Annotated in this window: 12 protein-coding genes and 2 pseudogenes; 8 read left to right on the top strand and 6 right to left on the bottom strand. The window is 70.8% G+C overall.

Annotated features, from left to right (window positions below; all coding sequences use genetic code 11):
- Positions 1-51: 51 nt before the first annotated feature.
- Together OHS57_RS26595 and OHS57_RS26600 are read right to left on the bottom strand one after the other, a co-directional pair.
- On the bottom strand, positions 52-738 hold the full coding sequence (locus OHS57_RS26595) for a response regulator (protein WP_328583570.1): 687 nt from the start codon (positions 736-738) through the stop codon (positions 52-54).
- On the bottom strand, positions 735-2345 hold the full coding sequence (locus OHS57_RS26600) for a sensor histidine kinase (RefSeq protein WP_328583571.1): 1611 nt from the start codon (positions 2343-2345) through the stop codon (positions 735-737). Before OHS57_RS26600 ends, OHS57_RS26595 begins: the two co-directional genes overlap by 4 nt.
- 152 nt (positions 2346-2497) lie before the next feature.
- Between OHS57_RS26600 and OHS57_RS26605 the strand changes: the two genes are divergently transcribed.
- Positions 2498-3913: a cation:dicarboxylate symporter family transporter gene (locus tag OHS57_RS26605; RefSeq protein ID WP_328583572.1), complete on the top strand. Its 1416-nt coding sequence runs from the start codon at positions 2498-2500 to the stop codon at positions 3911-3913.
- 82 nt (positions 3914-3995) lie between these two features.
- On the opposite strand, the gene OHS57_RS26610 is transcribed toward OHS57_RS26605, so the two are convergent.
- Entirely contained in the window at positions 3996-4412 is a 417-nt protein-coding gene (locus OHS57_RS26610; protein WP_078863408.1) for a DUF6415 family natural product biosynthesis protein, read from the bottom strand.
- 321 nt (positions 4413-4733) lie between these two features.
- Between OHS57_RS26610 and OHS57_RS26615 the strand changes: the two genes are divergently transcribed.
- A complete protein-coding gene (locus OHS57_RS26615) occupies positions 4734-5657 on the top strand; it encodes a CDP-diacylglycerol diphosphatase (RefSeq protein ID WP_328583573.1) in 924 nt (307 codons plus the stop codon).
- Between the two features lie 43 nt (positions 5658-5700).
- Here OHS57_RS26615 and OHS57_RS26620 read toward each other — a convergent pair whose 3' ends face one another.
- On the bottom strand, positions 5701-6261 hold the full coding sequence (locus OHS57_RS26620; RefSeq protein WP_328583574.1) for a TetR/AcrR family transcriptional regulator: 561 nt from the start codon (positions 6259-6261) through the stop codon (positions 5701-5703).
- 113 nt (positions 6262-6374) lie between these two features.
- Between OHS57_RS26620 and OHS57_RS26625 the strand changes: the two genes are divergently transcribed.
- The gene (locus OHS57_RS26625) at positions 6375-7208 is read left to right on the top strand and encodes an enoyl-CoA hydratase/isomerase family protein (RefSeq protein ID WP_328583575.1); all 834 of its coding nucleotides are present in this window, start codon (positions 6375-6377) and stop codon (positions 7206-7208) included.
- A gap of 5 nt (positions 7209-7213) precedes the next feature.
- On the opposite strand, the gene OHS57_RS26630 is transcribed toward OHS57_RS26625, so the two are convergent.
- Entirely contained in the window at positions 7214-7576 is a 363-nt protein-coding gene (locus OHS57_RS26630; RefSeq protein WP_328585175.1) for a tetratricopeptide repeat protein, read from the bottom strand.
- A 289-nt stretch (positions 7577-7865) separates the two neighbouring features.
- Positions 7866-8135, bottom strand: a complete 270-nt coding sequence (locus tag OHS57_RS26635; protein ID WP_041984221.1) for a hypothetical protein — start codon at positions 8133-8135, stop codon at positions 7866-7868.
- Between the two features lie 223 nt (positions 8136-8358).
- On the opposite strand from OHS57_RS26635, the gene OHS57_RS26640 reads away from it, so the two are divergent.
- From OHS57_RS26640 to OHS57_RS26660, 5 genes and pseudogenes are all read left to right on the top strand, one after another.
- The gene (locus OHS57_RS26640; protein WP_328583576.1) at positions 8359-9414 is read left to right on the top strand and encodes an AraC family transcriptional regulator; all 1056 of its coding nucleotides are present in this window, start codon (positions 8359-8361) and stop codon (positions 9412-9414) included.
- Between the two features lie 150 nt (positions 9415-9564).
- Positions 9565-10507: pseudogene (locus tag OHS57_RS26645) on the top strand (aldo/keto reductase).
- Between the two features lie 118 nt (positions 10508-10625).
- A pseudogene (locus OHS57_RS26650) lies at positions 10626-11003 on the top strand (MerR family transcriptional regulator); the annotation flags it as partial.
- A 97-nt stretch (positions 11004-11100) separates the two neighbouring features.
- Entirely contained in the window at positions 11101-11433 is a 333-nt protein-coding gene (locus tag OHS57_RS26655) for a thioredoxin family protein (RefSeq protein WP_041984217.1), read from the top strand.
- A 183-nt stretch (positions 11434-11616) separates the two neighbouring features.
- A complete protein-coding gene (locus tag OHS57_RS26660) occupies positions 11617-13923 on the top strand; it encodes a HelD family protein (RefSeq protein ID WP_328585176.1) in 2307 nt (768 codons plus the stop codon).
- Positions 13924-13944: the final 21 nt, after the last annotated feature.

Consider the following 13944-nt stretch of genomic DNA (forward strand, 5'->3'; position numbering starts at 1 on the left):
CGTGTGTTCGAACAACGGCACATGTCGTAGGAACGTCCTACCCCAAAACGCTCAGCGCGGGGCACTCAGCCAGCGGTACTGGAGCTCGGGGCGGCCGATCTGACCGTACTGGGGGCTGCGGCCCGCGCGTCCCTCCGTGACGAGGTGTTCCAGGTAACGGCGCGCCGTGATCCGGGAGATGCCGAGCGCCGCGCCGGCCTCGGCGGCGGTCAGACCGGCGGGCGAGGAGCGCAGGGTGCGGGTCACCGCGGAGAGCGTCGGGGCGCTCAGTCCCTTGGGCAGGGCGGCCGGTTCGGGGGAGCGGAGCGCGCCGAGCGCGCGGTCCACCTCGTCCTGGCCGCTCGCCTCGCCCGCCGCCGCGCGGAACTCGGCGTAGCGGGTGAGCCGGTCGCGCAGGGTGGCGAAGGCGAAGGGCTTCAGTACGTACTGGACGACGCCGAGTGACACACCCTCCCTGACCACCGCGAGGTCACGCGCCGAGGTGACGGCGATGACGTCGGCGTGGTGGCCGCCCGCCCGCAGGGCGCGGAGCAGGGACAGGCCGTGGCCGTCCGGGAGGTAGAGGTCGAGCAGGATGAGGTCGATGTCGGCGCGTTCCAGCAGCCGGGCCGCCTCGGCGCGGGAGTGGGCGACGCCCGCGACGGCGAAGCCGGGGACCCGGCCGACGTACAGCTGGTGTGCGTCGGCGGCGACGGGGTCGTCCTCCACGATGAGGACGCGGATGGCGGGCGCGCTCATGAGGTCACCCGCAGGGCGCCGGACGTGAGGAGCGGCAGCCGTACGGTGAACTCCGCCCCGCCGTCGGGTCCCGGGGCGAGGACCACGGTGCCGTGCGCGCGGTGCACGGCCTGCCGTACGAGCGCGAGGCCGAGGCCGCGACCGGGCCCGTTGGTCGACCAGCCGCGGCGGAAGACCTCCTCGACGGACTCGGGGTCGACGCCGGCGCCGGTGTCCCTTACGGCGAGGCGCAGTTCGCCGTCGTCGACCAGCGCGGTGACGGTGACCCGGGCGCCGGCCGGGCTGTCACCGCCCTGCGCCGCGTCCACGGCGTTGTCGATGAGATTGCCGAGGATGGTCACCAGATCGCGGGCCGGCAGGGTCGCGGGCAGTACGCCGTCGTCGATGCGGCTGTCGTCGGCGAGCACCAACTCGACTCCGCGTTCGTTGGCTTGGGCCGCCTTGCCGAGGAGCAGCGCGGCGAGCACGGGTTCGCCGACCGAGCCGACGACCTGGTCGGTGAGGGCCTGGGCCAGTTCCAGTTCGGCCGTGGCGAACTCCACCGCCTGTTCCACCCGGCCGAGTTCGATGAGGGAGACCACGGTGTGCAGCCGGTTCGCCGCCTCGTGCGCCTGCGAGCGCAGGGCCTGGGTGAAGCCGCGCTCCGAGTCCAACTCGCCCGAGAGCGCCTGGAGTTCGGTGTGGTCGCGCAACGTGACGACCGTGCCGTGCCGTTCGCCGCCGACCACCGGGCGGGTGTTCACGACGACGATCCGCTCGTCGCTCAAGTGCACCTCGTCCACGCGTGGTTCGGAGGCGAGCAGCGCACCGGTGAGCGGTGTGGGCAGGCCGAGTTCGGCGACGGGCCGGCCGACGGCGGACTCGTCGAGGCCGAGCAGTTCCCGGCCGCCGTCGTTGATGAGGGCGATCCTGCGCGCGCCGTCGAGCATCAACAGCCCCTCGCGTACGGCGTGCAGCGCCGCCTGGTGGTAGTCGTGCATCCTGCTGAGTTCGGTGGCGTTCATGCCGTGGGTGTGGCGGCGCAGCCGCGCGTTGATGACGTACGTACCGAGCGCGCCGAGCGCCAGCGCGCCCGCGGCCGACAGGATCAGGATCTTGACCTGGTGGGTGACCTGGCTGGAGATCCGGTCGACGGTGATGCCGACGCTGACCAGGCCGGTGATCCGGCTGCCGTCCCTGATGGGGGTGACGACGCGGATGGAGGGGCCGAGCGTGCCGGTGTAGGTCTCGGTGAAGGTGTGGCCGCGCAGCGCGGCCGCCGTGCTGCCGAGGAAGGGCCGGCCTATCTGCAGCGGATCGGGGTGCGTCCAGCGGATGCCCCGCGGACTCATGATGGTGATGAAGTCGACACCCGTGTCGCGCCGTACCCGCTCCGCGTACGGCTGGAGCGGCCCGGTCGGGTCGGGGGTGCGGACGGCGTCCCGTACAGAGGGCGAATCAGCCACCGCGCGCGCTGCGGACGTCACCTGCCTGCGCGCCGTCTCGTCGGCCTGGTCCCGGTCGGTGAGGTACGCGAAGACGGCGCACCCCGCCACGATGGCCGCGACCAGCACGGCCTGCATCGCGAAGAGCTGGCCGGCGAGGCTGCGCGGACGTGGCAGATGCATGGGGCTCAGTGTGCCTGGCCGGAATCGTATGAACGAAATGAACGTAAGGGTGACCGGCGTCACACCGTGGTGGATAGTCGCCGGGACCCCTCGGGACGGGGGGCGGCCCCCTCGGGACAGGGGGTGCAGCAGGGACGAGTCGAGGAGGACCCGTGGCCGCAAGAGGGCGGGACCGTACGCACTTTCTGTACATAGCGGTGGTCGTGGCCGTCGGCCTCGGCATCCTGGTGGGCTTCGCGGCCCCGGGGGTCGCGGTCGAACTCAAACCGATCGGCACGGGCTTCGTCAGCCTCATCACGATGATGATCTCGCCGATCATCTTCTGCACGATCGTGCTGGGCGTCGGATCGGTCCGCAAGGCGGCGAAGGTCGGCGCCGTCGGCGGGCTCTCGCTCGCCTACTTCATGGTGATGTCGACGGTGGCCCTCGCCATCGGACTCGTCGTAGGGAACATCCTGGAGCCGGGCTCGGGGCTGCATCTCACCGAGGCGGCGCGCCATGTGGGCACGACCCAGGCTGAGGGGGCTTCGACCTCCACCACGGACTTCCTGCTCGGCATCATCCCGACCTCGATGCTCTCCGCCTTCACCGAGGGCTCGGTGCTCCAGACGCTGCTGATCGCACTGCTGTCGGGCTTCGCGCTCCAGGCGATGGGCCGCACGGGCGAGCCGATCCTGCGCGGTGTCGAGCACATCCAGCGCCTGGTGTTCCGGGTGCTGGCGATGGTCATGTGGGCCGCGCCCATCGGCGCCTTCGGTGCCATCGCCGCTGTGGTGGGGGAGACGGGCGTCGACGCGCTGAAGTCCCTCGCGATCATCATGATCGGCTTCTACATCACCTGCGCGCTGTTCGTCTTCGTGGTGCTGGGGGCGCTGCTGCGGGCCATCGCAGGCGTCAACATCCTGCTGCTGTTCAAGTACCTGGCGCGGGAGTTCCTGCTGATCCTGTCCACGTCGTCGTCGGAGTCGGCGCTCCCGAGGCTGATCGCGAAGATGGAGCACCTGGGTGTCAGCAGGCCCGTCGTCGGCATCACCGTGCCGACCGGTTATTCCTTCAACCTCGACGGTACGGCGATCTATCTGACGATGGCCTCGATCTTCATCGCCGAGGCACTCGACAAGCCGCTGTCCATCGGCCACCAGATCTCGCTCCTCGTCTTCATGATCATCGCCTCGAAGGGCGCGGCGGGCGTCAGCGGCGCCGGTCTCGCCACCCTCGCGGGCGGCCTCCAGGCCCACCGCCCCGAACTGCTCGACGGCGTCGGCCTGATCGTCGGCATCGACCGCTTCATGAGCGAGGCTCGCGCCCTGACGAACTTCGCGGGCAACGCCGTCGCCACGATCCTGGTCGGTACGTGGACGAAGGAGATCGACCGGGCCCGGGTGGACGAAGTACTGGCGGGCCGGATCCCGTTCGACGAACGGACCCTGCTGGACGAGGGGCACGGCGGTACGCCGGAGAAGGACCTGGACGAGGTCCCCGAGCAGCGTGACACGCACGCGGACACCGACACCGAAGTGATCGAGCACGCGCGCGCCTCCCAGCCGAAGACCCAGGCCGGGGCCTGACCAGCCTCCCCACCCGGCCCTCCGAGGGACCGGCCCGCCCGGAGCACCACACTCCGCGCGGGCCGTTCCGCTGTCCTGCGGCTCACCCGTCGGCGTGCCGGAGCCGGTAGGCGGCGACGACCGGCCGTACGGCCGCCGCCAGGGCGCGCATGTGCTCGTAGGCGTAGCCGGGCGGGGTGTCGGGGTTCGGGCGGGCGGTGCGGTCGAGTACCGCGTACGCGTCGCGGTACAGCGCCCGGGACTCGGGGGTGTCGATGTCGCCCAGGTCCTCTCCCAGCAACAGCTCCAGGTGGCCGCGGAGTTTGACGGTCGTGCTGTCGACCCACGCCCGGTCGGGAAGCGCGAGGCGCCGGGCGAGCGCCTGGTCGACGGTGTGGGAGATCGTCACGAGGTCGATCGGGGGCCGCGACGGATCCGGGGGGTCGTCGGAACCCGTACCCCCGCCTTCCTGGTCGGCGTCTCCTGGCACGTCGTTCCCCGCTTCGCTCAGTCGGTTCACCGGGCCGGCTCCTTCACTGTCGGTCACCTCGCGGCGTCGACGGCGCGCCCGCGTGGCGACGGTGCGCACGATGTTGTACGGCCCGGGCCGGCTTCCCGCTCAAGTCACCTGGTGTGCAACTGAACTGGTGAAGCCGGGCGAAGGTCCGACCGCCGCTCTGTCCGGCCGGGGTCGTCGGCAATTCACCGGGAACGAGAAAGCTCAACGGGGTCGCCGCTGAATGGCGGAACCCATGACACCGGCCGGGTCGGACGACAGGAAACCCGCTCCTCGCTCCCTACCCTGTGAGCGAAATCAGCGCGGCCGGAATCAGGAGCACGCATGAATGACGACAAGAATTCGAACGAACTGCCTCGGCGCCGGTTCGTGGCGTTCTCCGGCGCCATCGGTGCGGCGACCCTCCTGACGGGCGCGGGAGCGGCGACCGGACGCACCGCTTCGGCAGCCGCCCCGACGCCCGCACACCCCGTGCCCGACACGTGCCCCACGCCACCACCCGGGGGAGCCCCGACCTGCCCCCCTGCGCAGCTCCAGCCCCTCTGCGGCAGCCCGTCCGACAACGATCCGCTGTGGCGGGACGTCCAGTACTGCACGCAAGGCACGCCGCTGCCCCCCGGGCAGTTCCCGCCCGATTGTCTGAAGGTGACCCCGGACTACGTCGTCCTGCACGGCAGGCCGTCGAACCGGCACAACTTTCTCCTGACGCCCAGTTGCCGGATCACCGGTATCGAATGCCCCTTCATCGAGACCTCCGGCGCGCCGAATTACTGGAACGACGCATGGGAAAATGCCCGGAGCGGAGGGGGCGTCCCCGTTCAATACCCCAATATCGGTCTGGGGATCAATTCGAAGAGCGCCCGGTTCCTCAACCAGTTGCACATTCACCTGGCCGGCGTCCGGGCGAGTACGCAACGGCGGCTGCAGGAACTGGAGATGACGGGACGCATGGCCACCAGTCCCGCGCAGTGGAACGCCGTGCAGAACCGGGTGCCGGTCACGGGCTCGGACGGGTCGGGGGACCGTACGTACCGAGCCCTCAGGCTGCCCGGTCTCGGGATGAACCTCTTTGCGCTGTTGCAGCAGTACGTGGTGAATCCGAGCGGGCTGAGCATGGCGAACCAGACGCTGATCGTGGTGCCGAAGATGACGGCTGCGGGATTCGCCGGGGCGTTCTACGTCCTCAACAGCGACTCGTCGCTCCACGACGGCACGAACACGTGTGACCACCTTCTCGTGTACAGCTGAGCCTCCGACTCGGCTGTCGGCACACGGCACGGCCCGGCGGCGGTCAGGCGCGGTCGATACCCGTTCTGACCAGGCCGAGCAGGCGGACCGTCATGTCGGCGCTGTTCGGGGTCTGTTGGCCGGCCCAGGCGACGCCGGTCGCGAGCAGGAGCAGTTCGCCCGCGGTGATGTCGCCGCGTGCCTCGCCCGCCTGCTGGGCGCGGGCGAGTAGTTGGGCCGCCTTGGTGCGCATGGCGTGGCAGGAGTGGTGGAGTTCGGACGTCTCGTCGTCGATCGCGGCGAGGATCGAGCCCGGCAGGCCCGCGTAGCGGCTGGAGTTGGCGGAGAAGGCGACCAGCCAGCTGTTCAGCGCCTCGCCGGGCGGCTCCGACTCCATCAGCTCGTCCGCCCGTACGCACAGGCCGTCGAGCCCGCGCCGCATGATCGCCTCGACGAGCGCCTCGCGGGTGGGGAAGTGCCGGTAGAGCGTGCCGATGCCGACGCCCGCGCGGCGGGCGACATCGCGGAGCGAGACCTCGGTGCCGTACTCGGCGAAGGCCGTACGGGCCGCGTCGAGCAGCAACTCGTAGTTACGGCGGCCGTCGGCGCGCCTGGTTTCGGCCATGGGGTTCGCCTCCGGGGTTGCTAGACGGAGCGGTGCTCCGGATATAGTCGGAGCAGTGCTCCGAATGGCAGCCTAACCGTTTCCGACCCCTTGACACGAGGTGTGACGTCACCATGGCGGCAATCCCTGACGACTGGCAGGCACGAAACGGCCGATACGTGCCCACTCCGCGCTTCGACGACTACGCCGAGAAGTACGCCGACTACTTCACGATGAGCCGCGCCAACGGCGTGATCGAACTGACCATGCACACCGACGGCGGCCCCGCCGCCTACGGCATGGGCATGCACAACGCCTGGGGCCAGGCCTGGCTCGACGTCGGCAGGGACCCGGAGAACGAGGTGCTCATCCTCACCGGCACCGGCGACCACTGGCTCGCCCCCGTCGACCGGGCCCGGTTCGCGGAGATGATGCGCGAACCGCACCCCGACAACCACGCGTACCGCACGTACTACGACGGCCTGAAGCTCCTGGAGAACCTGATCTCCGGTATCGACATCCCGACGATCGCGGCCGTGAACGGCCCGAGCGGTTCGGGACACACCGAGATAGCGCTGCTGTGCGACATCACCCTGTGCGCGGCAGAGGCCACGTTCGCCGACTCCCACCTCCTCGCGGGCGCGGCCCCCGGCGACGGTATGCACCTGGTCCTCCAGGAGCTGCTCGGCGCGAAGCGTGCGGCCTACTACCTCTACACGGGCGAACCGATCGACGCGGCAGCGGCCCTGGAACTCGGCCTGGTCAACGAAGTACTCCCGGCGCCCCAACTCCTCCCACGCGCCCGCGAACTGGCGACAGCCATCCGCTCCCGCCCGACAGCCGCCCGCAGACTCACCCACGCCGTGGTCTCCCGCCCCTGGAAGCGCCGCCTGGTCGAGGACTTCGGCTTCGGCCTGGCCCACGAGATGTTCGGCATCTCCGCCGACAAGCTCTTCGAACGCTCCTGACCGGTTCAGCGCGCCGCGTCGGCGCCACCTTCGAGCCGGACGCGTAGCGCGGCGGCCCGGGGATCGTCGTGGTCGGCGATGAGTCCCAGGGCCCTCCTGCGATGCCGGCCGGCCGCATCCGGGTCGCTGTCCGCCAGGGCGACGGCGAGGCCGTCGAGGGCGAGCGCTTCGTGCCAGCTGTCTCCGAGCTCGTGCTGGACGTCGACGGCGCGCCGGTGGAAGTTCGCCGCTTCGACGTCGCGGCCCAGCTGGTGGTAGGTCTGACCGGCGCCGTGCCAGGCCAGGGCCTCACGGCCACGGTTGCCGAGACGGCGGTGAAGGGTGGCTGACCGCTGGTAGGCGGTGAGGGCGTCCGCGTACTGGGCGATTGCCCGATGCGCGTCGAGGTGGCACCCCGAGTGCGCTCAGAAAGCGGCGCAGTGCTTCCTGGGCTGTTACGGGTTCACCGGGGTCGCACCCGCGCAGATTGACGTAGAGCTACCCGTCCGGAAATCGCTGCCTGACCTGATGCGCCCGGCGCAACGCGAGCGAGGTCTTGCCCGAACCCGCCGTACCGGCGATCACACAGACCGAGATGACCAGGGAACGGCCGTCCTCGTCGGCCAGTACCACGTTCAGCTCGGCCAGTTCCTGGGTCCGATTGACGAATCGTAGAGGCTAAGCATCGCGAATGTCCGCCTTCGCCGCGCTGAGCACGTTCCCCGGAATGACGACCAGCCGCTCGTCGGTCGCGAGAGTCACCCCGTCCGGCATGTGTGCCGCGTAGGCGTGAGTCAGATCCCTGCCGATCACCGCGATGTCGCCGTTGTCGAGCTGCCAGATGTCCGGGCATTCGTCCTTCCCGTCGGAGTTCCCCAGCTCTACGGGTGACTTGCCCAGCCGTCGCTCGAATAACGCGGACGGATCCGCCTCCCACGCGCGTGCCATGCCTGCCTCCAGCTCGTCCGGTCGCCCCGCCGTCGCTACACATTCTATGTGTAGCTGATTACACAGAGCAACGGAAGGTCGAGGCGGATTCTCGCCATTGGCAAGCGGACCCCGGCGGGGCGGGGGGCTAGGGCTTCGCCCATGTCGTACGCGAGCTCGCGGCGGACGCGGCGGACGCGGCGCCGGGCCCGGAGGGTGGGAGCGGGCAGTAGCCTTCGGTGACATGGAACCACCGCTCGACCCGCTGTCCGACGTCTTCGCCTCGCTGAACGTCCGCACCGGCTCGTTCTCCGGGCTCGACGCCGGCGGCCGCTGGGGACTGCGGTTCCGGATGCGCGACCACATCAAGATCGGTGCGGTGCTCTCCGGATCCTGCCTGCTCTCCGCCGACGGCGGCGAACCGCTGCGGCTGACCGCGGGCGACTGCTTCCTGCTCGCCGCCCACGAGGAGTTCGTCCTCAGTGACGGCCCGCGAACGCCGCTGAGCAGCGGCGAAGCGGCCTTCGCCGCCGCCACCGGCCGGATCGTACGGGTCGGCGACGACAACAGAGGCGACGACGACAGCGGAGAGGGCGGCGACGAAGGCCGGACCCTGGTGATCGCCGGCAGTGTCCACTTCCTCGACGCCACCGTCGCCCTGCTGCTGAGCGGTCTGCCGCCCGCCTCCGCCATCCGCGCCGACACCCCGCAGGCACGCGCCATCCAGCCGCTGCTCACCCTGTTCCGCGAGGAGGTCGGCGCCGTCCGGCTCGGCGCCTCCGTCATGTCCGCACGGCTCACCGAGATCCTCTTCATCCAGGCGATGCGCGCGCTCGTCGCGGGCGAGGAGCCCGCCGCCGGCTGGCTCGGGGCGCTCGGCGACCCCCGCATCGGCGGCGCGCTGCTCGTCATGCATCAGCAGGCCGCCCGCCGCTGGACCGTCGCCGAGCTGGGCCGCGAGGTGGGCATGTCCAGGGCCGGTTTCGCCGCCAGGTTCAAGCAGCTCGTCGGGATGCCGCCGCTCGTCTATCTCCAGCGCTGGCGCGTCCTGGCAGCGGGCAAGGAGCTGCGCGGCGGGGAGCGGACCGTGGCGGCGGTGGCGGCCGACTGGGGTTACACCTCGGAGAGCGCCTTCAGCAACGCCTTCAAGCGGGTCACCGGCGTCTCACCCGCGCGCTACCGCAACGACCCGGCCGCCGCCGCGCCCGAGCAGCCACGCGACCGGTTCGGCCCCCGTCCCCACCCGTCGGACAACGATCCGCGCGAGGACCCGGCCCGGACGAACGCGCAAGTCTTCTAGACGCGTGATCATGGCCGGTCGGCCCGTCGGTGCCTAGCGTCGGAAGGAGCCGGGCCGACAGCTCGGCCGACCGATGAAAGGCAGAACGACATGCAGTACGAGCGACTTGGCGCCACCGGGGCCTTCGTCTCCCGGATCGCCCTGGGCACGATGACGTTCGGCGGTGCGGGCACCCCGCCCTGGAACGTCCTCGGCGCGCTCGACGAGAAGGCGGCGGGCGAACTCGTCGGGCTGGCGCTCGACAGCGGCGTCAACCTCATCGACACCGCCGACATGTACGCGGGCGGCGAGTCCGAGGAGATCCTGGGCCGGGTCCTGGGCGCACGCAGGCGCGACGTGGTGCTGGCCACGAAGCTGTTCGTCCGGATGGGCCACGGCCCCAACGAGGTGGGCCTGTCGCGCCTCTGGGTCACCCAGGCGCTCGAAGACAGCCTGCGCAGGCTCCGCACCGACCACATCGACCTCTACCAGATCCACAGCTTCGACCCGCTGACCCCGGTCGAGGAGACGCTGGGCGCGCTGGACGACGCCGTACGCGCGGGCAAGATCCGCTACATCGGCGCTTCCAACCTGGCCGCCTGGCAGATGATGAAGTACCTGGGCGCCGCCGACCTGCGCGGGCTCAGCAGGTTCGTCTCGCAGCAGGTGTACTACTCGCTCGCCGGCCGCGACATCGAGCGCGAGCTGCTGCCGATGGCCGTGGACCAGGGCGTCGGCACGCTGGTCTGGAGCCCGCTGGCCGGCGGTTTCCTCTCCGGCAAGGTCGACCGGCACGGCAACACCGACGCCGCTTCGCGCCGCGCGCAGTCCGCCAATCCGCCCGTCGACCTGGAGCGCGGTTACGACATCGTCGACGCGCTGCGCGTGGCACGATGTGGGTGTGCCCCGGGTGGCCCTCGCCTGGGTGCTGGCCCGACCCGGCGTCACGAGCGTCATCGTCGGCGCCAAGCGCCCCGACCAGCTCACCGAGAACCTGGCGGCGGCCGATCTCGTACTGACCGACCAGGACATCGAGGAGCTGGACGCGGTCAGCGCGCTCCCTGTCCCGTACCCGGACTGGGGCCAGGGCGACCCGGCCGCCCGCCTCCCGTAGCGGAGTCCGTAGCGCAGCCCGTCGCGCCGCCCGCCCCCGTAGCGTGCCCGGCGCCCGTAACGGTGCTCGGACGCCGACGCTTGCCTTGACGTCGGCGTCAACGATTACCGTCGAAGACATGCGAATCGGCGAGCTCGCGGAACGGGCGGGGACGACCACCCGCACGCTGCGGTACTACGAGTCACGGGGGCTGCTGTCGGCCCGCCGCTCGGTGAACGGTTACCGCACGTACGACGAGGACGACCTCCGGCTCCTCCAGCAGATCAGGACCCTGCAGGACTTCGGGTTCGAGCTGGAGGAGACCAGGCCCTTCGTGGAGTGTCTGCGCGCCGGGCATCCGGCCGGCGACTCGTGCGCCGACTCGATCGCCGTCTACCGCCGCAAACTCGCCGAGCTGGACGGGCTGATCGACCAGCTCCGTACGGTACGGGGCCAGGTCGGCGCCGAGCTGGCGCGGGCCGAGGCCGCGCGGGCGCCGGAGCCGGCCTGCGACCTGACGCGCGCGCTCAACCGCGGCATCGCCGAAGCCGATACGGCGGGCGGTGCGGCGGCCGACGAATTGCGGGAATCACCCGACGGAGGGGAAAAGAAAAATGATCAAGGCTGAGGGCATCGACACCGTTACGGACGAGACCTTCGACGATGTCGTGATGCGGCCGGGTCTGCCGGTCCTGGTGGAATTCACCGCCGACTGGTGCCCGCCGTGCCGGCAGCTCGCGCCCGTACTGAGCGCCATTGCCGAGGAAGAGGCCGACCGGCTGAGAATCGTGCAGATCGACGCCGACACCAACCCGGAGATCATGACCAGGTACGGGGTGCTGTCGATGCCCACCCTGCTGGTGTTCCGGGACGGTGAGCCGGTGAAGTCCATCGTCGGCGCCCGTCCGAAGCGCAGGCTGCTGCAGGATCTGGCGGACGTCCTCTGAAAGGACCGCCACGCGGCTGAAAGACCCGCCGCCCGGCCCCGAACACAAAAATGCCCCGCGCCGAATTGACGGCCGGGGTGTTTTTCTGTGACGATTAACGTTTCCGTACTCGCATAAATGCGGGCATAGAAAACCTCACTCGGCACAGAATATCGGACAGGGGCTCCATTGTCAACCGAGGAATTGCAGAACGAACAGCAATTCATCTCCCTCCTCTATGAGCGGCTCGATGCTCTGCGGGAGCAGGCCGAGACGGCGATGAGCCGGTCCTTCGGCGAGGTCAGCACGGGCCGGCAGGCCCGGGTCGAGCGCGACATCAGCGTCGCCGAGCAGTCGGACCGGATGTCGGCGCTCAACGCCGTCGAGTCGGGGCTCTGCTTCGGCCGCATCGATCTCGCCGAGGACGCCAAGGACGCCGAAAGCGCCGGGGACGGGACCGAGGACGGCGGTACGACCCATCACATCGGCCGTATCGGTATGCGCCGGGACGACGAGGAACGCACGCCCCTGCTCATCGACTGGCGGGCCCCTGTCGCCCGTCCCTTCTACCTCGCCACCGGCTACACCCCGATGGGGCTGCGGCGCCGCCGTCACATCACCACCAAGGGCCGCACCGTCAGCGCCCTGCACGACGAGATCATGGATCTCACGGACACCACCCGCACCGGGTACGAGGACCCCGACGGCGACGCCGTGCTGCTCGCCGCGCTCAACTCGGTGCGCACCGGCCGGATGAGCGACATCGTGCAGACCATCCAGGCCGAGCAGGACCGCATCATCCGCGCCCCGCACCGGGGTGTGCTCGTGGTCGAGGGCGGCCCCGGCACCGGCAAGACCGCCGTCGCGCTGCACCGCGCCGCCTATCTCCTCTACGCCTACCGCGAGCAACTGGCCCGCCGCGCCGTGCTGATCGTCGGCCCCAACCCGGCCTTCCTCGGTTACATCGGCGAGGTGCTGCCCTCGCTCGGCGAGACCGGTGTGCTGCTGTCGACGACGGGGGAGCTGTTCCCCGGCGTCGTCGCCACCGGTACGGACACCCCCGAGGCGGCCGAGGTGAAGGGCCGCGCCGAGATGGCGCAGGTGCTCGCCGACGAACTGCGCGACCGGCAGTCGCTGCCCGAGTCGGTGCTGGAGATCCCGCACGAGGACCACGGCACGCTGCTGCTCGAACGGGACGCGGTACGCGAGGCCAGGCAGCGCGCCCGGGACACCGGACTGCCGCACAACCTGGCCCGGCCGGCCTTCGCCTTCCGGATCATCGACGTCCTCACCGCACAGCTCGCCGAGCGGCTCGGCGCCGACCCGCTCGGCGGCCCGAACCTGCTCGACCCCACCGACATCGCCCAGCTCGGCAAGGAGATCGCCACCAGCCCCGACGTGCAGGCGGCCATCGACTCGCTGTGGCCGAGCCTCACCCCCGAGCAGTTGGTCGCCGACTTCCTTGCCGTGCCGTGGCGGCTCGAAGCGCGGGACGCCGCCGCCGTACGCAGGCCGGAGCCGCGGACCGGCGCCGACGCCCGGATCGACTGGACGCCCGCCGACGTGCCGCTGCTCGACGAGGCGGCGGAGCTGCTGGGCGAGGACGATACGGCGGCCCGCGCCGCCGCAGCGCGGGAGAAGCAGGAGCAGATCGCCTACGCGCAGGGCGTGCTGGAGCTGTCGTACGGCTCACGCACCCAGGAGTTCGAGGACAAGGACGAGGACGAGTCGGAAGTCCTCGCCGCGCACGACATCATCGACGCCGAGCGGTTCGCGGAGCGCCAGGAGGAGACCGACTCGCGCAGCGCTGCCGAGCGCGCCGCTGCCGACCGCACCTGGGCCTTCGGCCATATCGTCGTGGACGAGGCGCAGGAACTGTCCGCGATGGCCTGGCGGTTGCTGATGCGCCGCTGCCCCAGCCGCTCCATGACGCTCGTCGGTGACCCGGCGCAGACCGGGGACGCGGCGGGCTGCGACTCGTGGCAGGACATCCTGGAGCCGTACGTCGGCAAGCGCTGGGAGCTGACGACGCTGGGCGTCAACTACCGCACGCCCGCCGAGATCATGGAGGTCGCCGCCGATGTGCGCCGGCTGTCCGACCCGGGCTTCCAGCCGCCGCGCTCGGTGCGTGCCACCGGCGCTGTGCCGGTCGTACGGTCGGTCCGGCGGGCCGGACTGGCGCGCGCCGCGGCCGAGTTGGCGACGGAGGAACCACGCGAAGGACGGCTCGCCGTCATCGCGCCCGCCGGGCTGCTGCCCGCGCTCGCCGCCGAACTCCCCGACGCCTCATGGGGAACGACCCCCGATCTGACCCGTGACGTGGTGCTGCTCAGCGCCCGGCAGGCCAAGGGGCTTGAGTTCGACACGGTGATCGTCGTCGACCCGGAGGCCGTCATGGACGGCTCGCCGCGCGGTACGAACGACCTGTACGTGGCGCTGACCCGGGCGACGCAGCATCTGGGGATCGTGCGCGACGCGGACGTGCCGTCCCGGCTCACCGTCGGCCGGTGAACAGGCGGGTGGGCGCCGCCG

Source organism: Streptomyces sp. NBC_00370, assembly GCF_036084755.1.
In the GTDB taxonomy this organism is placed as follows: domain Bacteria; phylum Actinomycetota; class Actinomycetes; order Streptomycetales; family Streptomycetaceae; genus Streptomyces.

What these genes read in the sequence shown, in the direction of transcription:
- OHS57_RS26625 (WP_328583575.1), top strand. Translation starts at nt 6,375, where the DNA reads ATGGCGGCAATCCCTGACGACTGGCAGGCACGAAACGGCCGATACGTG.
- OHS57_RS26640 (WP_328583576.1), top strand. Translation starts at nt 8,359, where the DNA reads ATGGAACCACCGCTCGACCCGCTGTCCGACGTCTTCGCCTCGCTGAAC.
- OHS57_RS26615 (WP_328583573.1), top strand. Translation starts at nt 4,734, where the DNA reads ATGAATGACGACAAGAATTCGAACGAACTGCCTCGGCGCCGGTTCGTG.
- OHS57_RS26600 (WP_328583571.1), bottom strand. Translation starts at nt 2,345, where the DNA reads ATGCATCTGCCACGTCCGCGCAGCCTCGCCGGCCAGCTCTTCGCGATG.
- OHS57_RS26655 (WP_041984217.1), top strand. Translation starts at nt 11,101, where the DNA reads ATGATCAAGGCTGAGGGCATCGACACCGTTACGGACGAGACCTTCGAC.
- OHS57_RS26595 (WP_328583570.1), bottom strand. Translation starts at nt 738, where the DNA reads ATGAGCGCGCCCGCCATCCGCGTCCTCATCGTGGAGGACGACCCCGTC.
- OHS57_RS26635 (WP_041984221.1), bottom strand. Translation starts at nt 8,135, where the DNA reads ATGGCACGCGCGTGGGAGGCGGATCCGTCCGCGTTATTCGAGCGACGG.
- OHS57_RS26620 (WP_328583574.1), bottom strand. Translation starts at nt 6,261, where the DNA reads ATGGCCGAAACCAGGCGCGCCGACGGCCGCCGTAACTACGAGTTGCTG.